Source organism: Priestia sp. P5, assembly GCF_029522155.1.
Taxonomy (GTDB): Bacteria; Bacillota; Bacilli; order Bacillales; family Bacillaceae_H; genus Priestia; species Priestia megaterium_E.
On record NZ_JAKWFJ010000001.1, the window covers coordinates 2867089 to 2891715 of the forward strand.

Below are 24627 nucleotides of genomic sequence, written 5' to 3' on the forward strand. Positions count from 1 at the left end.
CTATTCTTATTTGAAAATTTAAAATCCCTATGAACTCTCAGCTTATAAATTGAATTTTTTTAATCTGTTATAAAATGTACTTCTTGGTATATCTAACAGTTTAGCGGCAAGTGACACATTTCCCTGCGTTTTACGTAAAGCATCCATCATTAAGTCTTTTTGAACTTTTTCACGAAATGTGAGTGCGGGTAAGGACGTAAAATCATTTTCTTCTATTTTTTGTGAAGTATCAAAGTGGGAGATGCTCTTCTGACCGCCAAGATTTAAAGAACTTAAATAATTCAATACTTTCTCTTTTTCTACTTCCGTGTTTAGTGAGATTTTCAAGCGTTCAAGTACATTAAATAATTCTCGAATATTGCCGGGCCACTGGTAATCTATTAATTTATCCACTAATTCTTTGGGGAAATTAATATTCCAAGCATTCTTTTGACAAAAGTAGCGCATCAGATATGGAATATCTTCTTTCCTTTCTCGCAAAGGCGGAACATGCACGGGATACACGTGAAGCCGGTAATATAAATCTTCTCGAAACGTCCCTTCACCGACAAGTTGACGAAGATCTCGATGAGTAGCGGTAATAATCCGGATGTCTACTGAAATTTCCTGATTGCTTCCAACAGGTGTTATCTTGCGTTCTTGCAATACTCTTAGTAAAGAAACTTGCATAGAATGAGGAAGCTCACCTATCTCATCAAGAAAAATCGTACCATGATTAGCCTGCTCAAACTTTCCTTGATATCCTTGACGCCGTGCTCCTGTAAATGCTCCTTCTGCATAGCCAAATAATTCACTTTCCATAAGTTCCTTCGGAATGGCACCACAATTAAGAGCAATAAAAGGTCCGTTTTTACGCGAGCTGTTTTCATGAATTGTTTGAGCAATTACTTCTTTTCCGGTACCTGTTTCCCCTAAAATATAGACCGTTGTATCCGTAGGAGCCGCATGCTTTATTTCTTCTAGCGTTTGCTGAAAGGAAGGGCTTATGCCCGCTTCTCCTTTAAAAGAAAATGATTGAGCAGGGATCTGTGCAGTTGTTTGGTTATGGTGCGTTTCTTCTGATAAATAAATAATCTTCCCAATAGAATGACCGTGTCTCTTTGAAATTACAGGCACTTCCATCACTATACGAAATCCCTGTTGTACAATCGTATTCAACTGCAGGCCTGACCATTTTGGTATACATTCTCGCACGGTTTTGCTTGCTCCCACAATCACTTCTTTGTAATTGCAAAGCAGCAAGAGCTGTTTGCTATCAACAAAATTCATAGAAGCGTGAACCAACTCAATTTCATCTTTGTGCATTCGAATGCTTAACTCCCGTTCAATTGTATACGCAATGGACGTAACCATTCCAAGTGTATAAGGGTGAGCTCTGTTTACAGGACAAGAAATATTAATAATCCCAATTAAATTTCCGTCGTCATTTCGAACAGGCGCTGCTGAACAGCTCCATTGATGCGAAGCAATTGAATAATGTTCTGTACCCGTTATCATAATGGGCTCTTCCGTTTGCAGAGCCGTACCTATTGCATTTGTGCCTACTTCTTTTTCTGTCCAACAGGCACCTTCCACAAAATTAATTTTCTTTGCTTCATTCAGTGTAAGTCTATTTCCTGTAATAGATAAAATATAGCCTTCTGGGTCAATTAATAAAGCAACCATTCCTAAGTCCGCTGCTGATTGCCTGATTCTTTCTAAGTGCGGCAAAGCCGTCTCAAGAAATAAAGAGTTCATTTGTTTTCGAGAATGAAAAGCTTCGTTTTTTAAAATCGATCTGCCTTTATCTAGGTAAGGATTAACATCTGCGCTTTTACAGCGGTGCCACGATTTCACAATGATGTCGTTTAACCTTGAAGATTCAAGTGCACCTTCGTTTACAAAACGTTTCCATGTGTTTAAAGAAAGTGTGGATTCCATTTCTTACCTCTCCCCTATAAACTTAATTGAATATAGTAAATCAAGGCTTGTTACTATTATTATAAATCACAAAGAAAGCGTTATCATTACCAAAGATAGATTCTTAAACTTACGTTATGTAAAAATTATAGAAAGACTAGACGAGGATGCAGGAAAACTCCTATCTCTCTTGCATGATTCCTTCATCCTCTAGTTTATCTTTTTAAACCCTTCATTTTTACTTTTCATTCCTAAAGAGCTTAATCATTTAGGACATTTGTATAGTTAAGAGTGAACGGCCTGACCCGCCGACTGCAAAAGAGCTTCGTGAATGGCTTCAGATAATGTAGGGTGGGCAGCGATAAAGTCTTCCATTATATCTGTGGTCAACTCTCCGTGCATCATAATGGTTCCTTGTCCAATTAATTCTGTAGCATGTGAACCTACAATGGAAAGCCCAATAATTTCATTAAACTGCGGTTCTACGATTACTTTCACTTTTCCAACGGACTCATTGGCAATCATCGCTTTGCCGTTTGCCGTAAACGAGAATTCTCCGACGCGAATATCGCCGTATTCGCTTCGAGCCTGCTTTTCTGTCATACCGACACTTGCAATTTCAGGGTGAGTATAAATGCAGCGTGGTACAGCTCGGTAATTTACGCTCTTATCTTTTCCGCATGCGTGTAAAGCAGCAACTGTGCCTTCATGAAAGGCGACATGAGCAAGCTGAATTCCGCCAACTACATCTCCACAAGCATAGATGTTAGGTATATTCGTTTGCATATGCTCATTAACATCAATTCCTTGTTTTGAAAAATGTACGCCAACCTGTTCTAAACCTAAACCTAGCACTCTAGGTTTTCTTCCAATTGAAATTAATGCATACTCAGCTTGCAGTTCATGCAGCTCTTCTTTATGTTTAAATAGAGCCGTTTTATGTTCTGGCTTCATTTCTGTTAGCGAAGCGGATGTATAAATCCCTACGCCTTTTTTCTCTAACTCTTCCTGTAACGTAAATGCGATATCGGCATCTTCACCAGGAAGCAGCTGATCTGCCGCTTCCACAATCGTTACTTTTGTTCCCATTTGACTGTAAATGCTTGCAAATTCACATCCAATTACACCCCCTCCTACTATTAAAAGAGATGAAGGGATAGCAGGCAGCGACATTGCTTGTTTACTGTGAATGATCCACTTTCCATCAAAAGGAGCAAATGGGAGGCTAGCAGGTTCTGAACCCGCAGCAATAATAAACTGTTCAGCCTCTACCTCTTCTACGCGATTTTCGTTTCGCACGGATAGACGATGATTTGTCAAAAAGGAAGCTTCTCCTTTCATGACTTTAATACTGTTCTTTTTCATCAAATAGCCAATTCCACTGACCAAGTTTTTAACAATGGCTGTTTTATGATGCTGAACGCCATCCCAGTTAATTTTCACTTGTTCTAAAGGAAGAGTGATGCCGAATTGCTCAGCTTGCTTAATTTTCTCATAGGCTTCCGCGCTTGCTAATAATGACTTTGTTGGCATACAGCCCTCATTTAAACATGTTCCACCTAAATCTTTTTGTTCGATTAACGTAACTTGTTTTCCTTGCCGGGCGGCAGTAATTGCCGCCACATATCCTGCAGGACCGCCGCCAATGACAACTAAAGGTTTCACGGAATGCACCCCTTTCTATAAGAGTAGTAAAATAGGCTGTTCTAAGTATTGTTTAATAGTTCCAAGGAAATTAGCTGCAGGTGCTCCGTCCAGTACGCGATGATCAAACGTCAGGCTTAAAGGCAGCAAGTTTCTTTTTTGTAATTCGTCTCCTTTATACATCGGTACATCTTCAGTAGCTCCAACACCAAGAATTCCTGTTTCAGGCGGGTTTAATACAGGTGTAAAATACTCTACTCCGTAAGCACCGAGATTAGTAATAGTGAATGTAGAACCTTGCATCCTATCAGTGCTCAGCTGACCTTGCCGAGCATCCGCTGCTCGTGTTTTAATCTCTGCAGCTAATTCAACTAACGACATCTTTTCAGCATGCTGCATAACTGGAACAACTAACCCATTTTCTAAGGCTACGGCCATTCCAAGATGAACATGGTTATAGAGTTGAATTTCGTTATCAATATAGGCACTGTTCATTTGTTTGTGTTCTTGAAGTGAAAGAACAACAGCGCGAGCAATAAAATCAGTTAGAGAGATTTTCACCTTATGGCGTTGCTGGGTCACATCTTTAATTTCTCGTTGAAGAGACAGTAAATCCGTCACGTCAGCTTTCATATTAATCGTTAATTGGGCACTGTTTAATAAACTGTTATGCATTCGATTTGCAATGACTTTCCTCATGCCCGCTACGGGAAGAGTTTCTTTGTTTATAGCGGTGTTATCTCTTTCTACCGTTTGGGGACTCGCTTCTGAAGCTCTTTCCGCCAGCACTTTTTCTACATCTGCTTTGGTGATTCTTCCTTTTGGTCCTGTGCCTTTAATCGTTTCAACATTAAGGTTTTCAGATTCTGCTATTTTCCGTGCAATTGGCGAAATGCGCACAGTTTCTTTATTCTTTTTTGATGGAGCTGCGTTTGCTGGCGGCTCTTCCAAAGAGATAGCAGCCGCTACCTCGTTTTTAGGCGCTTGCAGCTCATTTGCTGAACGGTTCTGCTCAGTGAGCTGCTCGTTTGGCTTTCCAACATAACAGATAATCGTTCCAGGAGGTACTCCTACATCTTCTTGTACAAGAATATCAAGAATCACACCGTCCTGCGGCGCTTCAATATCCATTTCGATTTTTTCAGAATTAATGCTTGCAATCATATCTCCTTTTGAAACGGAGTCTCCAATTTTTTTGTTCCACGTCGAAACGGTACCTTCTTTCATTGCCATACCTAGTTTGGGCATTACAACCTCTGCAGCCATTTGCTTCCTCCTCCTTTTTTAAAATTACACGCTTAGAAGCGATTTATCTCCTAGTAACTCCGATACAACTTCAATTACTTTTTGCGGTGTTGGCAGATAAATATCTTCTAATGGAGGAGAAAATGGCACAGGTGTATGTGGTGCTGTAATTCGTTTAATAGGTGCATCAAGCATGTCAAATCCTTTATCAGCAACTAGCGCAGCAATATCTGTTGCGATGCTGCATCTTGGATTGGCTTCGTCAATGACAATTAATCGATTCGTTTTTTCTACAGAAGAAAGAATGGTCTCTTCATCAAAAGGTGATAGACTTCGCGGATCGACTACTTCTACATCAATTCCTTTGTGAGATAATTGATCTGCTGCTGTAAGCGCAGTATTTACTTGTTTTCCAATGGCTACAATGGTTAAATCTGTTCCTTCGCGTTTTACATCCGCTTTCCCTAACGGAATTGTATAGTAGCCTTCAGGAACCTCTCCTTTCATGTTGTACAATGTTTTGTCTTCAAAAAAGATAACCGGATCATTGTCTTCAATAGCTGCTAACAATAACCCTTTTGCATCGTAAGGGTTAGAAGGTACGACTACTTTAATGCCAGGAATGCTAGTAAACAAGGCGTACAAGCTCTGAGAATGCTGAGCTGCAGCCCTAAATCCAGCTCCGTGGGTTGTCCGAATCGTGACGGGCACTTCAGCTTTTCCTCCAAACATGTATCTAAATTTTGCGCCTTGATTCAGCACTTGATCTAAACAGCAGCCAATAAAGTCATTAAACATTAATTCTGCAACCGGTCTTAACCCTGTAGCTGCCGCTCCCATTGCAGCTCCTATATAAGCTGCTTCTGAAATAGGCGTATCAAGAATTCGTTCACGTCCAAATTCTTGTACAAGCCCCTTTGTCACTCCAAGGACCCCGCCCCAAGCCTCATCATCTTGCAGGTGGTCAATTTCCGCTCCGCCAGCTACATCTTCTCCCAAAAGAATCACATTCTCATCTTTTCGCATCGCTAGTTTCATAGCTTCATTAATAGCTTCAGACATGCTTAATTTTCTAGTCATTTCCTTTTCCCCCTTTAATTAATAAGATACATAAACATCCGTTAATAGTTCCGAAGCATCAGGATAATCGCTTGTTTCTGCTAGCTCAACTGCGCGTTTTACTGCTTTTTCTACATCACCATCAATATCTCTAAGCTCTTTTTCTGTTACTACTTGTTCTGAAAGCAAGTAATTTTCAAAAAGAGCGATCGCATCTTTTTCCTGGAGATGTTCTTTCTTTTCATTTCCTGATTTATACGTTTGTGCGTCGCCTTCAAAATGTCCGTAATTTCGATACGTTACACATTCAATTAACGTTGGCCCTTCTCCTCTGCGGGCTCGTTGAATAGCTTCTGCAGCTGCTTCATAAACTGCCATCACGTCTTTTCCATCCACTCGTACACCTGGAATGTTATAAGATGCGGCACGGTCCGCAATCGCGCTGCAGCTCGAAGCATAAGAAAATGGAGTTGCCTCTCCGTAGCCATTATTTTCAGCAACAAAAACAACCGGCAGTTTCCAAATCGCTGCTAAGTTAATTCCTTCATGAAACGTCCCTTCATTGCCCGCTCCGTCCCCAAAAAAGCAAACGCTTACATCTTTTGTCTTTTTATACTTAGCAGTTAAAGCAGAACCGCATGCAAGCGGAAAGCCTCCTCCTACAATTCCATTTGCTCCTAAAATTCCTTTATCTAAATCCGCGATATGCATGGATCCGCCTTTTCCTTTGCCTAACCCGGTTACCTTTCCAAAAAGTTCAGCCATCATTCCATCTAAATCGCCGCCTTTAGCAATACAATGACCGTGTCCGCGATGAGTGCTCGTAATACTGTCACTGTCGTTAAGATGAGCGCACATTCCAACCGCTACCGCTTCTTCACCTGCATACAGATGAACAAAACCAGGCAGTACACCTTTTGCGAAAATTTGATGTACTTCATCTTCAAACTTTCGAATTTCTACCATTTTCTGATACATCCAGCTGGCTTTTTCTTTCGTAAGCTTTTCTGTTTTGTTTTGAGCAGTTTTCATTATGGTAAGCCTCCTCATTTGATTATCAAACTTCACTTAACTACTATTGCAAGTACCGTGCCAATAGTAAAATCGCTTTATACTAGCAATCTATTGTTTTATTTCGCCTTTTGAAATTAGACAAAATTGGACACTGTTCCAACTTTGTCTAACTTTGTCCAATCTTAGAGGAATCAATTATGTAAACTGAATTTAAGGTGCATAATAAGCGTGTGGGTTAAAAATTACATTGAATAATTAGCAAGAAAGCTTTTATGTAAATATGATATAATGCTGAAGGAATCGTCTTCATTTTGAAGAACACCAAAGCTCTTAAAGGAGGTTGATTAAAGTAAAACGGATTTTATAGAAGTTTCACCGTAAAGTTGGATGTAAATTAAACGATGAAAGATGAGGTGAAAACCTGGACAACATCCAAAGTTCTCGTCACTAGATGACATATCGCCAGGTTACTGTTATGCACAATGCAATTCAACACATTACAAGTTTTTATGTATACGCAGCCATTATTATATTTATCATTACATATTTTTTGATTATGACCGAAAAGATCAATCGCGCTTCGGCAGCTCTTTTAGGTGCTATATTGATGATTTTGTTAGGTATTGTTGACTTTAATAAGGCCATTATGGAACACATTCAGTGGGAAACGATTGTCCTTCTTATGGGTATGATGATTTTAGTCGGCATTACAAACAAAACAGGCGTGTTTCAATACGCAGCCATCAAGTCTGCTAAAATCGCTAAAGGTGATCCTGTTCGAATTCTAGTTATTTTATCAATATTAACAGGCGTGGGATCAGCATTTTTAGACAACGTAACAACCGTGTTATTAATTGTTCCCGTTACATTTTCCATCACTACTATTTTGAATATTAATCCTTTTCCATTTCTTATATCAGAAGTGCTGTTTTCAAATATTGGAGGAACGGCAACTTTAATAGGCGACCCGCCTAATATTATGATTGGGGCAGCGAATCCTCATCTTGATTTTAACGCTTTTTTATTAAATTTAGCTCCTGCAGTACTAATTATCGGTGTTGTTACACTAGGAATTCTTGTTCTTATTTATCGTAAAAAATTAAAAGTAGAAGATAGTAAAAAACAAGAGCTAATGAGTTTAAATGAAAAAGATTATATTCAAGATTCCGCTTTAATGAAAAAATCGTTAACGGTATTAGTATTAACGATTCTAGGTTTTACCCTGCACTCCGTTTTACATATCGATGCGGCTATGGTAGCCATTACGGGTGCAGCTGTATTATTGGTAATTGGATTAAGAACCCATGATGAAGTAGAAAGTGCGTTTGATTCTGTTGAATGGACAACGATTATTTTCTTTGCTGGTTTATTTATTCTTGTCGGAGGATTAATCGATGTAGGCATTATTAAAAAGCTGGCTGCCGGCGCGTTGAACGTTACAGACGGCAATATTGCACTGTCAGCTTATCTGATTTTGTGGATTAGCGGAATTGCATCAGCTGTTATTGACAACATTCCTTTTGTTGCTACAATGATTCCGCTTATTCAAGATATGGCTCACGGAATGGGAATGAGCCCTGATTCTGCTCAAATCAGTGTACTATGGTGGTCATTAGCTCTAGGAGCATGTCTGGGAGGAAACGGTACGTTAATTGGAGCATCTGCCAACGTCATTGTAGCTGGCATGGCTGTAAAAAAAGGACATAAATTTTCATTTATGGATTTCTTAAAAATTGGAGCTCCAATCACACTCGTATCTCTTTTGATTTCAACGTTATATATCTTCCTTCGCTATCTTTTATTTCTGTAAGGGAGAGAAATTAAAATCTACACGAACAGTAAAAAAGACTTCTCAGCTGAGAAGTCTTTTTTGCTCTAGATATATGCGCTCAGGCAGCCCAGATGAAGTTGATAATAAAAGCGGCGCTAATGATGTACATAATCCAGTGAATTTCCTTCGCCTTGCCTGCTAACAATTTAACGAATGTATAAGATAAAAACCCTAGCGCTAAGCCTTCGCCAATACTAAACGTTAACGGCATCAAAATAATGGTACAAAAAGCAGGTACAGCATCTGTTATCTCATCTAAAGGAATGTTTTTTATTTCCGTTAACATGAGAGCTCCAACCATAATTAAAATAGGGGCTGTAGCAAAAGAAGGAATAATGCTAATTAATGGCGTAAATAAAAGACTCACTAAAAACAATATGGCAACGACCAGTGCTTTAAGGCCCGTTTTGCCTCCTTCTGCAATTCCCGCAGCATTTTCTACATACGCGTTCATTGCGGTAGATCCCATAGCAGCACTGGCTACAGTCGCAAGGGAATCTGCCATAAGCGCTTTATCTAACCCTTTAATTTCTCCTTTTTCATCCATTAATCCAGCTTTTTTAGATAATCCAATCATCGATCCTAAATTATCAAATAGCTCCACAAGTGTAAATGAAAAAATAATAGAGAAAAGACCGTAATGAAGAGCAGATTTAATATCCATTTGTAAAAAAGTTTCCGACATGCTCGGCATTGAAAACGAGACTACGCTGCTGATGCTTTTAGGTGCTTCTACTATGCCCAGCACCATCCCGGCAATTGATACTAGCAAAATGCTAATCAGGGCAGCTCCTTTAATTTTTCGAGCAGTTAATACAGTTACCGCGATAAAACCTAATAAAGCGAGTAACGGGCCCGGTTTTGTAAGCTGACCAAGGGCTACTAAATTTTCTTTGTTGCTGACAATAATTCCTGCTTGCTTAAAACCGATAAAAGCAATAAATAGACCGATTCCAACAGAAATAGCACTTTTTAAAATAGCGGGTATCCCTTCAATAATTTTCTTGCGTAAGCCTGTTATTGTTAAAATAAAAAATACAACCCCTGAAATAAATACAGCTCCTAAACCTGTTTGCCACGTTAACCCTTCACCCAATACCACTGTGTACGTAAAAAAAGCGTTTAGCCCCATTCCTGGTGCTACTGCAATAGGCATGTTCGCCCACAGTGCAAACAAAAGAGTGGCAAAGACAGTGGCAAAAATCGTCGCCGCAATGGCCGCTTCTTTTGGAATGCCTGCATCTGCTAAAATCGTCGGATTAACAAAGATAATATAGCTCATCGTCACAAAAGTAGTAATTCCAGCAAGAATTTCTGTTTTTACATCTGTTTTGCGTTCGGTTAAATGAAACAGCTTATCTAACCATGAAGGATTAGGTGCTGATTTTTTTGTTAGTTCCATATGCGGAGCTTCAACTTTTTCATTCATCGCCACTTGCTTTTCACTCCTTTAATTTTCGATTCATTCTCTTTTAACTCGCTTTTACAGCTCCTCTATAAAACAGTGCGTTTTTAGCCATTTCACCTCTCTTTTTTATGAAAATATCTATAAGAAGAGCCGTGAAAACAGAAGGAAACCCTTCTATCTTCACGGCTCTTTGCTTCTGTAAACAGAAGATAAGCATCCGTCTTTTACGTGTTTTGCGAAACACACGATTTCATCGCACGTTTTGCAATTTATATAGAGAAGTTATTTAAAGCAAATAACTGTACAAGAATTTTCGGTAACAGGATCATAATCTCTAAATAAAGAAGTGACCTGGATATCAAATAAAAGCTCCACTTTTTGCTTTAGCATTTTTTTATATTTAGTCGACAAAGCGGCATCAAGAGACATCACTAATTCTCTATATTCTTCACTGAGGGCTTCTAGTGCCGGCATTCTTTTTGATTGAGCTAGAATAAGAATTTTATTATCAATAATATCTATTTTTTGAGTATTCACGCCTACATTAAAAATCTCTTGGCTAATTTGAGTATACAAAGTAGCTATCTTCTTTTTAGAGATCGGCTCCATATGCTTCACCTTTTTCATTGTTAAAAATGTGTTTTGCTATCTTGTTTTTACTTGATTATCGTCCTTTGACCAGCTGCCGATAAATTCAGGCTCATTATAGTCGAAGAAATTGGTTAAATTCTCATGGCGGTTATCAATAAAAAGCTGATTAGCGACTTCTGATACGAGCTTCGGTATCGCATATTTTAGACCTGAAAGAGCGGAAGCAGAAATTCCACAGCTAATTAAAGCGGAATAATTAAAAGCAAAAAGGCCATATACCATTTTTTGACCTTCCCCATCGCGATTTGAAAAAGCAAAGCCATTACTAAGATAAGGGTGGGCATCCAATACTGGATTGGCGATTTCATGTGGTGCTTTGTAATGATCGCTCCAGCGGGCGATGTGTTTTTCAACAAGGCGTAATTCTGGACGAAGAGCGGGATCTGTTAGAAGCCCTGTGCTAATAATTAAATAGTCAAATGTAAAGATTCCCTGAGGAGTTGTTACAAATGCTTTGTTCTGTTTTTCTTCGACATCCAGCCACGGTGCATGTACGTGTAAATGAAAACCCGGCCATGAGGAAGCGCGTCCAAATGTATCATTCGTAGGTGGCTGGTTGTATTCGAAAAAATGAGCCATCACTTCATATTTTTCAGCATCTGACAAAGCGTGGAAACGTTCAATCATTCCTGAAGCTTCCATTTGTCTGATTGGGTTAATACGCGGAAGTTCTTTTCGGCGAACAAATACATGAGCTTCAGCAACCCCTTCAGAAAGCGCATAGTTGGCGTTATCAAACGCGGAAGCTCCTCCTCCTAAAACAGCTACTTTTTTGTTCTTCAACGTAGTAAAATCAATGGTTTGGGAAGTGTGAGAATAAAGGTGAGGCGGCAACTTTTCAGAAATCATAGGCGGGACGTGCCACTCTCCTCCTCCTTGAATTCCTGTAGCTAGTATAACTTTACGTGCCATCAGTGTAGGACACGAAGCTCCATTCCCTTCAATATGCAAGCGATGAATACCTGTTTCTCCCGGCTCAATTAACGTTAATTTTATTTCATTTGCCACAGGAAGGTTAAGAATGCTCCGGTACCAGCGTAAATAATTCATCCAGTCTCCTCTTGGAATTTTGTCAAGAGCTTCCCAGCCCTCTGAGCCAAATTGTGCTTCCCACCACGCTTGAAACGTAAGCGAAGGCATACCTAAATCGATAGATGTTAAGTTTTTTGGTGTTCTCAGCGTAATCATTCGTGCATACGTTTCCCACGGACCTTCCAAACCCGAACGGTTTTCATCAATAACAAGAATATTTGACACGCGTTCTCGCAGCAAGCCAAAAGCCGTTCCTAACCCGCTTTGACCTCCTCCAATAATGATTACATCGTATACGTGTCCACTCTTAGGGATAATTGGCTGTACTTCTGTTAGTTTCCTGAAGGAAAGGTAAGAAAGATCGGTTTCTACTCTTTTATTTAAAGCTTCTAAGCTCATCGTTATCTCTCCTTTCAATAAAGTTTCTCCGTGATAAAAAGTTTATTTTATATCTAACATAAAATGATAGGTTTTATAACATCATTTGATTTATATTTATATTATCACTTTTGGAATATGATTGTATCTCCATTCTCTCTAAAGTTTTTTTTGCGAATTGTGTAAAATCACTAATATATTTTTTTACATCTTATGTATGGAACGATATTTACATCTTTTAACATGAAAAAGCCAGTCCAAAATTTAATTAAGAAAGCTTTTCTGACATCAATTTTAAGAGAAACATATGCGAGTTTGTGACAGTTATTTGTTAATTACGCTCTACTACTTGACTATCGTATTCATCAAATCTATAGTCATAATTAGTAACTCAGCAAAGGGAGTCAACGTATGAGAAATTTATTTAAAATAACAGCTATATTTACAACGATTGTTATGTTTATTTTAATGATTGCCGGCAGTCTGGTCACAACCACAGGATCTGGATTAGGATGTGGAAATGAGTGGCCACTGTGCAACGGGCAGTTAATACCCGAATACGCGGTAGCAACAATGATTGAATATACGCATCGTTTGATTACCGCATTTGCAGGTCTTCTCGTTTTAGCATTTTCTATTTGGGCTTGGATTCGTTATCGCAGAAACCGTGAAGTGAAAATTTTAGCGATTATGAGTATTGCATTTATCGTTATCGAGTCATTACTCGGGGCTTCTGCAGTTATCTGGCCTCAGTCAGCTGAAGCGCTAGCGCTGCATTTCGGTCTTTCGCTTATTGCGTTTACCGGTGTATTTTTGCTTTCCATCTTTGTTATTCAAAAAGACCGTTCGGACCATTTTATTAAAGGAGCGGTTACAGGCAAATTTAGATGGCTCGCATGGTTTACGCTTATATTTACCTATTGCGATATTTATTTAGGTGCATATGTACGTCACAAAGGTGCAAGCTTAGCATGTACAAGCTTTCCTGCTTGTTATGGTAATACGCTTATTCCAAAGCTATCAGGAACAACAGGCATTCACTTTGCCCACCGATTTGCTGCTCTTGTGTTGTTTGTTCTTATCATTTGGATTATGGTATCTGCCATCAAACAGTATAAAGAAACCCGTCGTGATATTTACTATGCGTCCATCATTGCAGTTGCTTTAACCGTTGCTCAAATATTTAGCGGTATATTTGTTGTCATGTCTCGTTTAAATGTCTTTGCTACACTGTCTCACTCGGCGTTTATTACAGCGTTATTCGCTACGCTTAGCTACATTTGTGTACAGACTTTAAAAGGAAAAAGACATTAAAACAGAAATAACTCCAAAAAACACGTGCAGTTCATAACTGCACGTGTTTTTTGGAGTTAAGCTAGTTCTATTCCGCCTGTAATCCCGTAAACTTGAGCTGTTACGTAGCTTGCATCCGTTGAAGCTAAAAATACGTATACATTTGCTAACTCTACCGGCTGACCAGCGCGCTGCAAAGGTGTATCTTGTCCAAAGCTTGGAATAGCGTCGCTTGGCTGCCCTCCAGAAATTTGCAGCGGCGTCCAGATAGGTCCTGGAGCAACGGAGTTGACGCGAATACCTTTTGGAGCTAGTTGCTTGGCTAGTCCGCGAGTGAATCCGTTAATGGCAAACTTTGTAACTGCATAATCTAATAAATTAGGACTTGGGCTATAGCCTTGTACAGAACTTGTGGTAATAATAGAAGCACCTGCCGGTAAATAAGGAAGCGCTGCTTTTACGGTCCAATATAAAGAGAATACATTTACTTCAAAGGTTTTGCGCAGTTGGTCCGTTTCTAAATCAGCAAGATCTTCTACTGCCTGCTGTTTGCCAGCTACGAGCGCTAGAACATCTAAACCATCTAATTCTTTATAAGCTTTTTCTACTAGCTCTTTGCAAAAAGATTCTTCGCCTACATCACCAGGTATGAGCACAGCTTTTCTTCCTTCTGCTTCAATAAGTTTTTGTACTTCTTCTGCATCTGCTTGCTCTTGTGGCAAGTAATTAAGCGCAACGTCTGCACCTTCTCTTGCGTAAGCGATCGCTGCTGCCCGGCCAATACCTGAATCTCCACCCGTCACAAGAGCTTTTCTGCCTTTTAATTTACCTGCACCTATGTAACTGTTCTCCCCGCAGTCTGGGATGACGTTCATTTCTTTTTGTATACCGGGCGGTTCTTGATACTGTTTTGGATAGTCTTCATGGAAATATTGAGTTAATGGATTATTTAGTTTTGACATATTCGTCACTCCTTTATGAATGAATCCTTAACCAACTAAGGAAAAGTTTTCTATATACTTGTTCTTCCCGTCTGCTTCTTTAATAAACATGTTTGATGTGCTCTATTATCCTCACTTTTCTTTCATTCCCCTTCCCCTTCAATCAACAGCTAGAAACAGCTGCATACATGAAACCTACGTTCACCATCACAATAAAAAAATCCGAACGAGTCGAATTCTCTATTAAGAATCTCGATTCCTCGTTCGGATCGCCTTTCAACTAAAATACATTTATCCCCCCTCTTTAAATAAATGGTGAGAGCTTTGTATTTTGCTGTGAACAATAAGCTTTCTTTCTCGTCTGTGCCCGCTACTCTGTTAGTTCCGCTTGTAAAGGTTTTGATTCTTCTTCGGCTTCTTTAGGAGTGCGAACGATTAATACATCACATTTGGCATAGCGTAAAATATGTTGAGATACACTTCCGATTAAAATGCGCTCTACGGCGTTTAACCCGGTTGCGCCGCATACAATTAAATCAACGTGCTTGTCTGGTGCGATTTTTTTAGATATTTTTGTTTTAGGAGAGCCGTGTTCAATTAGTGTCTCGACTCTTGTTACTCCAGCTTTGATGGCTAGGTTACGATAGTTGGTCAAAAGTTCTTCAGCAAATTTCTCTGCATCTTGAAAGCGTGTATCCGTATAGAATGCATAAGGTGATGGACTTAACGCCTGTATATCGATAACGTGACAAACTATCAAATGAGCGTTATTTTTTTTCGCACTGTTAACTGCTTTTTTGAACGCCCACTCCGCTTCTACAGAACCGTCTACTGCTACGAGGATGTTACGATAAGCCATATTCATCATAATCTCTCCTTTGTCTTTCATTTATAAAGAACTTTCCTTGCTACACTTTTATTTTACTTCTTGCGAAAACGAAAGTATGTGATTTTTATCACAATATATAGAAATTAATAAAAAATAGAGCCGTGTGTAGTGCACGGCTCCATTTTTATTGAACTTGCGAGTTAAAAGTCATTATCCAAATCGATCCTGCTACAATCGTAATAACAAAGACGATTCCAAGTATTAAAGCCATCACATTATAACGAGGCTTTTCTCCGTCTTTAATATGCATGAAGAAAAACAGTTGAATGAAAAATTGAAGCACGGCCATTCCTAGAATGCTAGCTGATAATATATTTTTAGCAAGTACGTGGTTTAATACCAGCAGCAGAGGAATAACGGTTAAAATAATCGAGAAAATAAATCCGATTGTATAAGCTTTTAACGACCCATGGTTCTCCATCTACATCACCCCCATTAAATACACAACCGTGTAAAGGAAGATCCAGACGGCATCAAGAAAATGCCAGTATAAGCTGATAATCGTTAATTTTCGTTTTGTTACAGAGGTAATTCCGTATCGTTTTAACTGGATTGTAATTGAAATCATCCAAATGATTCCGACCGAAACGTGCAGCCCGTGCGTACTAACTAGCGTATAGAAAGCTGTAAAAAATGCGCTGGTGGAAATGGTTGCTCCTTCATGAACCATTGTTTGAAATTCATGAATTTCAAGGCCAACAAAGCACATACCTAAAAGCAGAGTTACGATTAGCCAGCCAATTAAAGGCTTTATTTTTCCCTTGTGCATGCTCAACACAGCTAATCCGCTCGTAAAGCTGCTCGTTAATAAGATAAACGTTTCAGAAACAAATCCTGGAACTTCAAATAATTCCTTTCCTGTAAGACCTCCTGCAGTATGATTAATAAGAACGGCATACGTAGCAAATAGTGCTCCAAATAAGATGCAGTCCGTTACGAGGAAAAGCCAAAAACCCATAACTTTGATTTCTTCATCATGTTCATCATGATGTTCTTCGTGGTGCGCTGTCGCATAAGCCATGTCAGCCAACCCTCCCTACTGAATCTTCTGTATGTCGAATTTTATCCACTGGAATATAATAGTCCGAGTTGTTTTGAAAAGAACGAGCTAGTAAACAAGCTCCGACTCCTGTCAAACCGAATATCGCCATCCACACCCAGTGGAACGTTAAGCCAAAGCCAGCAATGAACCAGAAAAGCGACATGATAAATGGAATACCTGAATTCTTAGGCATATGAATCGGAGAAAAAGCAGGTGTTTCCTTCGCTTTTTTCTTTTTTCTTTCTTCTTTTATTGTCCACCATGTATCTTGCCCCGTTACTGTTGGAATCACTGCAAAATTGTAGTGCGGCGGCGGTGAAGGGATGGACCATTCTAATGTACGTCCATTCCAAGGATCCCCTGTTACATCTCGTTCTCCGTACTTAATGCCATGAAGAATCTGCCATGCTTGAAAGATAAACCCTATGCCCATAAAGAAAGCTCCGACTGTAGAGATAACGTTCAGCGGTCCCCAGCCCATGTCAAAGTCGTACGTATAAATACGGCGTGTCATTCCCATAAACCCTAATGCATACTGAGGCATGAAGCATACATAAAAACCAATATTCCACGTCCAAAACGCCCATTTGCCAAGACGGTCATTTAACTTAAAGCCAAACATTTTTGGCCACCAATAGTACAAACCTGCAAAAAAGCCGAATACAACGCCTCCGATTAACACTTGGTGAAAGTGTGCAACTAAAAAGTAGCTATTATGATACTGATAGTCTGCGGGAGCTGCTGAAAGCATAACACCGGTTGCTCCTCCCACAACAAAGCACGGGATAAAAGCAATTGTCCATAGCATTGGCTGCGTTATTTGAATACGGCCGCGGAACATCGTAAATAACCAGTTGAACACTTTAACACCCGTTGGAATTCCGATAGCCATCGTCGTAATAGCAAAAAACACATTCACATTAGCGCCTGCACCCATCGTAAAGAAATGATGCACCCATGTGAAATACGATAGAACGCTAATAATCATCATTGAAAAAACCATAGACTTATAGCCAAATATCTTCTTTTGAGAAAACGTTGCAACGATTTCAGAAAAAATGCCGAATGCAGGAAGTACAACGATATACACTTCAGGATGTCCCCACATCCAAATTAAGTTAATGTACATCATCGGATTTCCTCCGCCGGTCATAGTAAATAAATGTCCGTCAAAGAAGCGGTCAATAAACAATAAAGCAAGCGTTACGGTTAATACAGGAAACGCGAAAATGATAATAATACAGCTTGCTAGAACAGACCACGTGAATAACGGCATATGCATAAGTTTCATGCCCGGCGCACGCATTTTTAAAATAGTCATAATAAAATTAATTCCAGAAGCCAAGCTGCCAATACCTGATATTTGAATACCCCAAATATAAAAATCTTGACCTGGTCCAGGACTGAACTGCATGCCAGAAAGCGGCGGATAACTCAACCATCCTGCATCTGGCGAGCCGCCGATTACAAACGACAAATTAAAAAGCATGGCGCCAAAGAAAAATAGCCAAAAGCTTACCGCGTTTAAAAAAGGATAGGCGACATCTCTTGCTCCAATTTGAAGCGGTACAACAATGTTAAAGAACGCAAACATAAGCGGCATTGCCATAAATAGAATCATAATGGTTCCGTGCGTAGTAAAAATTTCGTTGTAATGATTAGAATCTAGAAAATGCCACTGAGGGAATGCTAGTTGCATACGCATTAATAATGCATCTACTCCGCCTCGAAACAGCATTAACAATGAAGAAAGCATATACATAATACCAATTTTTTTATGATCCACCGTTGTGAGCCACTCACGCCATAGCCACTTCCATTTTTTAAGATACGTAAGAACAAAAATAATACCGGCTAGTGTTAACAAAATGGCGACATCTGCTCCATAAATCATCGGTTCTCCAGTCACAAAAAAATGAGATGAAAAATCTTTTAATTTGTCTAACAACTTAGTTTCCTCCTTCCTGGTGCTCATGCTGTGCATGTACTTGTTCTTCAGAAGCCACATTCATAGTCTTCATGTCTTTGTTTTTCATATGGTGATGCTGACTATAATATTGACCACCGTTTTTAATGACAATTTCTTGGAATAAGCCTTTAGGAATGGTAGAATACGATTTTTCCAAGGAAAGACCTTGTTTTGCGAGATTGTTATAATCAGCTTTTGTTAAAGCAGGTGATGTTTCTTTCACTTGCTTTACCCACTGATTAAATTCTTTTGTCGATGTAGATTTAACTTTAAAGTTCATATGAGCAAACCCTTCACCCGTAAAATTAGCGCCTGAACCAAAATATTCTCCCTTGTGATCAGCTTGTAACCAAAGCCCCATTGCCATTCCCGGCATGGTATATAATTGTCCTCCCAGCTGGGGTACCCAGAAAGAATTCATCGGTGCATCTGACGTTAGCACGAATTGAACAGGCACACCTTTTGGAATTTCTACATAGTTGACTGTCGCAATATCTTGATCCGGATATTGAAATAACCATTTCCAATCAAGAGATGTTACTTCAATTGTTAGTGGCTTTACATCTTTTTGCGGCGGATCTACTAAGTCATACGTCGTCTTGGCCGTAGCGAAACCCAAAATACCGATAATAATAATAGGGATCCCCCACCAAATAAATTCAAGACGCTTGCTATCGTCCCAGTCTGGCCGATACGGAGCCTTGTTTCCAGGCTTATCACGGTAGCGTAAAACGATATACACAAGCAGACCTAAAACAGGAATAACAACAATTGTGCATAAAATTATGGAAAAAATAATTAACTGGTATTCTTTTTGAGCCACCGCCCCCTGCGGATTTAAAATCAAATAACGACTATCACAGCCTGCTAAAAAAATTGTGATGAATACGGAGAGAATGATTAACTTGCTAATATGCGTTGGTTTTTGCTTTCTCACCTAAGTTCAGGCTCCCTTCCTCTAAATCTCTGTACATAATAATGATATATAAACGTTCATATTAGAGATGCATCTCAACGGTTCAAAGAGCTAATAACCTCCTAACATATTGAAATTTGTCATGACATATTGCTTACTCCTAAAAAATTATCATGTTGTATCATTAAAAGGTGTGATATTTATCACACTTGAAGCGGTTTTTATCTATTTTGAATACCTTTACCATAATTTCGTCACATATTTGGGTAAATGTGGTGTGTAAGAGGAAGGTCAGCATTGCCTTGTGACTAGCCTAATAAAAGAAAAAAACTCTTCCCGTTTTTATTAACTGAAAGAGTTTTTTATAAGTACTAGATGAAGTATTGAGTTTTAACATTTACTGATTTGCCTATTTGACCTGCTGAAACATCCAATCAATCATTTTCTGATTTTGGTACGCGGGAACCCATGAAGCATGATCATACTTTAATTATTTAGAATATTCAGTATATAGCGGATGCCCCCAGATTTTTTGTAAATTCATTGCACCGTTATTTATATTTAAGATGAAACACTCCTCATAAAGAAAACTATATTTCTATTTTCAAAGAGACTTATCACTATAGCAATATCTTTTAAAAAAGCTATCTACTTTCTTCATAAAGATTACATATTAAAAACACCTAAAGATATTTTAGGTGTTTCTGAAAGTTTTATATTCATCTTTTCTCTAAGTAAAAGCTCAATAGTTATATGGCTTTCTTACTCTTTGAAGCCCCTTGTTTTTTTCTCCACATATTTTCCATTTGTTCAAGAGTTCTACCTTTTGTTTCAGGAACAAATTTCCAGACAAATAAAGCAGAAAGTACACTCATTAAACCGTAAAAACCATATGTTAATCCTCCGCTATATTCCATCATCACGGGATATGTAGAGGAAATAAAATAGTTAGCCGCCCACTGAGCAGCTACGGCAATAGCCACAGCACGACCTCTAATTTTATTAGGAAAAATCTCTGAAATGAGCACCCAACAAATTGGTCCCCATGACATCATGAAGGAAGCTGTATAAATAATGATAAATACAAGCGTCCCTATACCAATGATGTTTGAAAAAGCCATGCTTGCTACACCGAACATTCCAATGGCCATTCCGATAGACCCTGTTATTAATAAAGGTTTTCTTCCCAAACGATCAACCGTCAAAATTGCAATTACTGTAAAAATAACGTTTACTAATCCCATAATAATGGTTTGCAGCATAGAAGAACCTTTAGCTGCTCCCATGCTTTCAAAAATACGCGGAGCATAATATAGAGCTACATTGATTCCTACAAACTGTTGGAATACAGAAAGCAGTATACCTACAACGATAACTAATTTTCCATATGCCAATAATTTTTCAGACGAAACATTGGTAGAAATTGTTTGTTTAATATCTTCTAAAATTGATTTCGCTTCTGAAGGTCCATTAATTTTAGTTAGTATGGCTAAAGCTTTTTGATCTTGATTCTGTATAGCTAAGTAGCGAGGCGTTTCAGGAACTAAAAACAAGAGTGCTGCAAAGAGTAAAGCTGGAATAGCTCCTGAAGCAAACATGTATCTCCAACCTACATCATTAATCCATTCTAAGGTTTCCCCATTTGCAATACCCCAATTCACGAAGTAAACGACTAACATTCCAAAAATAATCATAAATTGATTGAACGATACCAACCTGCCGCGAATATCTGCCGGTGCAATTTCTCCTATATAGATGGGACAAATGGCTGATGCTAAGCCAACACCAATCCCACCTATAATGCGGTAGAAGTTAAAAGCTAGTAACAATGAGAGTGTCGGTTCCCCTTTTGTGAAAAATAAAAACTCAGGATAAGAAGCGCCTAACGCTGAGACTATAAAAAGAATAGCTGCTAGTATAAGTGATTGTTTGCGTCCTAGTTTCGTCGCAAAATAACCAGATACCAATCCTCCAATAATACACCCTATTAAAGCACTTGATACAGTAACACCGTGTGCTAAAGATCCTAACCCTAAGCTGTCAATAAGATACACCTTTAATGATTCTTCAGCTCCAGATATTACAGCTGTATCATATCCAAACAGTAACCCTCCGATAGCGGCAACTAAGGTAATAGAAAAAATATATAATGAGTTTCGATTTTGTTTCATGCGTTGTTAAAAGCAGTTAGTTAAGAGTAACAGTAGAAGTTCTATTTCTAACTGAGTTCGCACTTATTTGAATGCGTTTTCAAATCCTTGGAACACAAAAGAAATTTTCGTCGTCTATTCGACTAACTGCTCTTATCCTCCCCTCCAATGTACGTATTTTTCTAGTGAATCAAATCTTACTACAGCATTTTCTATACTTCCTTTTGTGTCAGGTATATCGATATACAACCATAATCAATTGATACAAGCTACTTTCATATGAAGCTCCTTTTTAAAGTAAGGTTGCATATTTTGCAACCTATTATTTCCTTTTAAATTCGCCTAGCTTTTTACTTAAGTCGTTTGTTTGAAGGTAGACTTCTTTATATAATTCATAAAGCTGTTTATAGACTTGTACATGTTCCGCGTTAGGATAATATGTTTTCGAAGAGGTAATAAATACGTTTGCACACTCTTCCAATGAGTTATACCAGCCACAGCCATAAGCTGCTAGCATGGCTGCTCCTAACGCTGGGCCTTGTTCAGTAGACAACTTTACGATTTTTGCATTAAAAACGTCTGCTTGGATTTGAAGCCAATGGTCATTTTTTGCTCCTCCGCCAATTGATACAATAGACGTAATTTCCTTTCCGCTTTCTCGAAAGATTTCAATTGATTCACTTAATGAAAACGTAATACCTTCAATAACTGCTCGCGTAAAGTCTCTCTTTTTATGAGAGGCGTCCATTCCTATAAAACTTCCGCGAATCGTAGCATCTGCATGCGGTGTACGTTCCCCAACTAAGTAAGGGGTAAATAAAAGGCCGTTTGAGCCGATTGGTACATTTTTTAGATCAGCCAACAATTCTTCAAACGTGTCGTTTTCTGCAAAATTTTCCTTAAACCAGCTTAAACTGTGACCCGCAGATAGCGTAACGCCCATCGTATAAAAGGCATTTTCTTTTCCATGATTAAAATAATGGACTTTTCCATTAAAGTCTCTATCGCTTCGTTCCTCATAAGAAAGAACAACACCCGATGTCCCAATGCTACATAGTGTTTCCCCTGGCGATAAAATGCCGGCGCCAATTGCTCCGCAAGCATTATCAGCTCCACCTGCAAATACTTTTGTTGAAGCAGCTAATCCCGTTTTTTGAGAGAACGATTCACTAATATTGCCTATGCATTCACTAGATTCGACTAGTGGCGGACAAAGGTTAATATTAACTCCTACTAATTGACAAAGCTCACCATCCCATTTTTTCTTGCTGATGTTTAATAATAATGTACCGGCAGCATCTGAATATTCACTATGAATAAAGCCAGTCATCTTAAAACGCAAATAGTCTTTGGGAAGCATAAATACAGCTGTTTTTTCAAATATCTCCGGTTCATACTCTTTTACCCACAATAACTTAGGAAGAGTAAATCCTTCTAAAGCCTGGTTTTTTGTTATTTCTAAAAGACGTTTTTCTCCAATCACTTTATAGAGATGATGACATTGTTCTGTTGTTCTTGTGTCATTCCACAAAATGGCGTTACGTAATAGGTTATGGTTTTTATCCAGCAGCACAAGGCCGTGCATCTGTCCAGAATAACTAATTCCTTCTATATCTTCGGGTTTTATATTAGCGTTAGCAATTAATTCATTTAAAGCACTAGCCGTCTGCTGAACCCATTCTTCTGGATTCTGTTCGCTATACCCTGTTTTTTCATGAAGGAGGGGATAATTTTTAGAAACCACAGCGCAAATCTCGCCTTTTGTATCAACTAAAACCGTTTTTACGGCACTTGTTCCTAGATCAATTCCAATTACATATTTCATCTTGATACCTCCGCGTTTATAAACGAGAGTAGAATTGTTTCTACTCTCGTTTGTCCTTTAAACTTCCAAAATATATTGATTTAAAATGGCCTTTAATCGTTCTTGTCTTCCTGATTTATTCACAATCTTCGGATTTTTAAGTGCGTACTGCTCCAGTGTATGGAAGTTAGCTTTTCCTTCCACAATCTCAAGCCCAATTCCCTCTTTAAAACTGCTGTAGCGCTCGTTGATAACATTTTCGAAAACACGATCTTCTACTAATTTATGTGCTACTTTCAATCCTCGAGCAAACGCATCCATTCCTGCTACATGAGCATAAAGTAAATCGTCTTGTTCAAAAGAACCTCTGCGTACTTTGGCATCAAAGTTTAATCCTCCGCTGCCCAGCCCTCCATTTTGCAGGATTTCATACATTGCTAGCGTTGTAGAATATAAATCCGTTGGGAATTCATCTGTATCCCAGCCTAAAAGAGGGTCACCTTGGTTTGCATCCACTGATCCTAATAAGCCTTGTACTCTAGCTACTCGTAATTCGTGTTCAAATGTATGCCCAGCTAACGTTGCATGGTTAGCTTCCAGATTAAGTTTGAAGTATTTATCTAATCCGTATTGTCTTAAAAATGAAATAGTTGTTGCTGCATCGGTATCATACTGATGTGTCGTAGGCTCTTTAGGTTTAGGTTCAATTAAAAACTGTCCCGTATATCCAATTTCGGTTGCGTAATCTACAGCCATATACATAAATCTAGCTAAGTTATCTAACTCTAACTGTAAATTTGTGTTAAGCAATGTTTCATATCCCTCACGGCCGCCCCAGAATACATAATTTTCCGCACCTAGTTCTTTTGCTGTTTCAAGCCCCTTTTTTACTTGAGCCGCCGCATAAGCAAATACATCTGCATTACAAGAAGTAGCTGCACCATGAACGAACCGGGGATTTGTAAACATATTCGCTGTGTTCCATAATAACTTTACGTTACTTGTTTGCATGTATTCTTTAATCATAGTGACGATAACATCAAGATTTTTATTTGTTTCTTGCAACGTACTGCCCTCAGGAGCAATGTCCCGATCATGAAATGCGAAGAATGGAACATTTAATGTTTCAAAAAGTTGAAAAGCTGCCTCAACTCTAGCTTTTGCTAAATCCATTCCATCATATCTATCCCAAGATCTTTGCATAGTAGCTGCACCAAAAGGATCCGTACCATCTGCTGTAAACGTGTGCCAGTAAGCAACAGAAAAACGCAGCTGATCTTTCATCGTTTTACCGCCTACTACTTCTTCAGGATTATAGTATTTAAAAGCTAAAGGATTTTTAGAATCTTTACCTTCGTATAAAACTTTGTTTACGCTTTCAAAATAATTAATTTTATTAGTACTAGTTTGGACCATTTGTCATTTCCCCCTTTGATTTAAGTAAACAAGTTTATCCATTAAC

The 24627-nt window shown here is 38.7% G+C and carries 19 protein-coding genes; 2 read left to right on the forward strand and 17 right to left on the reverse strand.

The window, feature by feature from the left end; translation table 11 throughout:
• Positions 1–42: 42 nt before the first annotated feature.
• The 5 genes from MMB69_RS15270 to MMB69_RS15290 form a co-directional block, all read right to left on the reverse strand.
• Positions 43–1920, reverse strand: coding sequence for a sigma-54-dependent Fis family transcriptional regulator (locus MMB69_RS15270; RefSeq protein ID WP_277447945.1), 1878 nt, complete (start codon positions 1918–1920; stop codon positions 43–45).
• A gap of 264 nt (positions 1921–2184) precedes the next feature.
• On the reverse strand, positions 2185–3564 hold the full coding sequence (gene lpdA / locus MMB69_RS15275; RefSeq protein WP_221812879.1) for a dihydrolipoyl dehydrogenase: 1380 nt from the start codon (positions 3562–3564) through the stop codon (positions 2185–2187).
• Between the two features lie 15 nt (positions 3565–3579).
• Complete coding sequence (locus MMB69_RS15280; protein WP_221812881.1) at positions 3580–4809, reverse strand: dihydrolipoamide acetyltransferase family protein; 1230 nt, start codon at positions 4807–4809, stop codon at positions 3580–3582.
• A 24-nt stretch (positions 4810–4833) separates the two neighbouring features.
• On the reverse strand, positions 4834–5868 hold the full coding sequence (locus MMB69_RS15285; protein WP_013082775.1) for an alpha-ketoacid dehydrogenase subunit beta: 1035 nt from the start codon (positions 5866–5868) through the stop codon (positions 4834–4836).
• An 18-nt stretch (positions 5869–5886) separates the two neighbouring features.
• Positions 5887–6879, reverse strand: coding sequence for a thiamine pyrophosphate-dependent dehydrogenase E1 component subunit alpha (locus MMB69_RS15290; protein WP_136789441.1), 993 nt, complete (start codon positions 6877–6879; stop codon positions 5887–5889).
• Positions 6880–7336: 457 nt separating this feature from the next.
• Here MMB69_RS15290 and MMB69_RS15295 point away from each other — a divergent pair, with 457 nt between their 5' ends.
• Positions 7337–8671 carry an ArsB/NhaD family transporter gene (locus MMB69_RS15295; protein ID WP_221812883.1) on the forward strand — a complete coding sequence of 445 codons (1335 nt, stop codon included), beginning with the start codon at positions 7337–7339 and terminating at the stop codon, positions 8669–8671.
• A gap of 79 nt (positions 8672–8750) precedes the next feature.
• Here the strand turns inward: MMB69_RS15295 and MMB69_RS15300 are convergent, their stop codons facing one another.
• The 3 genes from MMB69_RS15300 to MMB69_RS15310 form a co-directional block, all read right to left on the reverse strand.
• Positions 8751–10127 (reverse strand): NCS2 family permease, encoded by a 1377-nt coding sequence (locus tag MMB69_RS15300; RefSeq protein ID WP_221812884.1) that lies wholly within the window; start codon positions 10125–10127, stop codon positions 8751–8753.
• 255 nt (positions 10128–10382) lie between these two features.
• Entirely contained in the window at positions 10383–10709 is a 327-nt protein-coding gene (locus MMB69_RS15305) for a Na-translocating system protein MpsC family protein (RefSeq protein WP_013056580.1), read from the reverse strand.
• Positions 10710–10745: 36 nt separating this feature from the next.
• Positions 10746–12182 carry an NAD(P)-binding domain-containing protein gene (locus MMB69_RS15310; RefSeq protein ID WP_221812886.1) on the reverse strand — a complete coding sequence of 479 codons (1437 nt, stop codon included), beginning with the start codon at positions 12180–12182 and terminating at the stop codon, positions 10746–10748.
• Positions 12183–12572: 390 nt separating this feature from the next.
• Between MMB69_RS15310 and MMB69_RS15315 the strand changes: the two genes are divergently transcribed.
• The gene (locus tag MMB69_RS15315) at positions 12573–13475 is read left to right on the forward strand and encodes a COX15/CtaA family protein (RefSeq protein ID WP_221812888.1); all 903 of its coding nucleotides are present in this window, start codon (positions 12573–12575) and stop codon (positions 13473–13475) included.
• Positions 13476–13531: 56 nt separating this feature from the next.
• Here the strand turns inward: MMB69_RS15315 and MMB69_RS15320 are convergent, their stop codons facing one another.
• The 9 genes from MMB69_RS15320 to xylA form a co-directional block, all read right to left on the reverse strand.
• The gene (locus MMB69_RS15320) at positions 13532–14416 is read right to left on the reverse strand and encodes an SDR family oxidoreductase (protein ID WP_277447948.1); all 885 of its coding nucleotides are present in this window, start codon (positions 14414–14416) and stop codon (positions 13532–13534) included.
• Between the two features lie 349 nt (positions 14417–14765).
• Positions 14766–15260, reverse strand: a complete 495-nt coding sequence (locus MMB69_RS15325) for a universal stress protein (protein ID WP_221783413.1) — start codon at positions 15258–15260, stop codon at positions 14766–14768.
• Positions 15261–15408: 148 nt separating this feature from the next.
• Positions 15409–15705 (reverse strand): cytochrome o ubiquinol oxidase subunit IV, encoded by a 297-nt coding sequence (cyoD, locus tag MMB69_RS15330; protein WP_269871613.1) that lies wholly within the window; start codon positions 15703–15705, stop codon positions 15409–15411.
• Positions 15706–16305 carry a cytochrome o ubiquinol oxidase subunit III gene (cyoC, locus tag MMB69_RS15335; protein WP_221812894.1) on the reverse strand — a complete coding sequence of 200 codons (600 nt, stop codon included), beginning with the start codon at positions 16303–16305 and terminating at the stop codon, positions 15706–15708.
• Between the two features lies 1 nt (position 16306).
• Positions 16307–18274 (reverse strand): cytochrome aa3 quinol oxidase subunit I, encoded by a 1968-nt coding sequence (gene qoxB, locus MMB69_RS15340; protein WP_277447949.1) that lies wholly within the window; start codon positions 18272–18274, stop codon positions 16307–16309.
• Position 18275: 1 nt separating this feature from the next.
• A complete protein-coding gene (locus MMB69_RS15345) occupies positions 18276–19232 on the reverse strand; it encodes a ubiquinol oxidase subunit II (protein WP_277447951.1) in 957 nt (318 codons plus the stop codon).
• Between the two features lie 728 nt (positions 19233–19960).
• On the reverse strand, positions 19961–21382 hold the full coding sequence (gene xylE / locus MMB69_RS15350) for a D-xylose transporter XylE (RefSeq protein WP_221782627.1): 1422 nt from the start codon (positions 21380–21382) through the stop codon (positions 19961–19963).
• Between the two features lie 301 nt (positions 21383–21683).
• Positions 21684–23186 (reverse strand): xylulokinase, encoded by a 1503-nt coding sequence (xylB, locus tag MMB69_RS15355; protein ID WP_221782625.1) that lies wholly within the window; start codon positions 23184–23186, stop codon positions 21684–21686.
• A 57-nt stretch (positions 23187–23243) separates the two neighbouring features.
• Positions 23244–24581: a xylose isomerase gene (xylA, locus tag MMB69_RS15360; RefSeq protein ID WP_221782623.1), complete on the reverse strand. Its 1338-nt coding sequence runs from the start codon at positions 24579–24581 to the stop codon at positions 23244–23246.
• Positions 24582–24627: the final 46 nt, after the last annotated feature.

Coding starts and splice junctions, on each gene's coding strand:
- MMB69_RS15270 (WP_277447945.1), bottom strand. CDS start 1,920: ATGGAATCCACACTTTCTTTAAACACATGGAAACGTTTTGTAAACGAA.
- MMB69_RS15280 (WP_221812881.1), bottom strand. CDS start 4,809: ATGGCTGCAGAGGTTGTAATGCCCAAACTAGGTATGGCAATGAAAGAA.
- MMB69_RS15285 (WP_013082775.1), bottom strand. CDS start 5,868: ATGACTAGAAAATTAAGCATGTCTGAAGCTATTAATGAAGCTATGAAA.
- MMB69_RS15290 (WP_136789441.1), bottom strand. CDS start 6,879: ATGAAAACTGCTCAAAACAAAACAGAAAAGCTTACGAAAGAAAAAGCC.
- MMB69_RS15295 (WP_221812883.1), top strand. CDS start 7,337: ATGCACAATGCAATTCAACACATTACAAGTTTTTATGTATACGCAGCC.
- MMB69_RS15305 (WP_013056580.1), bottom strand. CDS start 10,709: ATGGAGCCGATCTCTAAAAAGAAGATAGCTACTTTGTATACTCAAATT.
- MMB69_RS15310 (WP_221812886.1), bottom strand. CDS start 12,182: ATGAGCTTAGAAGCTTTAAATAAAAGAGTAGAAACCGATCTTTCTTAC.
- MMB69_RS15315 (WP_221812888.1), top strand. CDS start 12,573: ATGAGAAATTTATTTAAAATAACAGCTATATTTACAACGATTGTTATG.
- MMB69_RS15320 (WP_277447948.1), bottom strand. CDS start 14,416: ATGTCAAAACTAAATAATCCATTAACTCAATATTTCCATGAAGACTAT.
- MMB69_RS15325 (WP_221783413.1), bottom strand. CDS start 15,260: ATGAATATGGCTTATCGTAACATCCTCGTAGCAGTAGACGGTTCTGTA.
- cyoD (WP_269871613.1), bottom strand. CDS start 15,705: ATGGAGAACCATGGGTCGTTAAAAGCTTATACAATCGGATTTATTTTC.
- cyoC (WP_221812894.1), bottom strand. CDS start 16,305: ATGGCTTATGCGACAGCGCACCACGAAGAACATCATGATGAACATGAT.
- xylE (WP_221782627.1), bottom strand. CDS start 21,382: ATGAAACAAAATCGAAACTCATTATATATTTTTTCTATTACCTTAGTT.
- xylB (WP_221782625.1), bottom strand. CDS start 23,186: ATGAAATATGTAATTGGAATTGATCTAGGAACAAGTGCCGTAAAAACG.
- xylA (WP_221782623.1), bottom strand. CDS start 24,581: ATGGTCCAAACTAGTACTAATAAAATTAATTATTTTGAAAGCGTAAAC.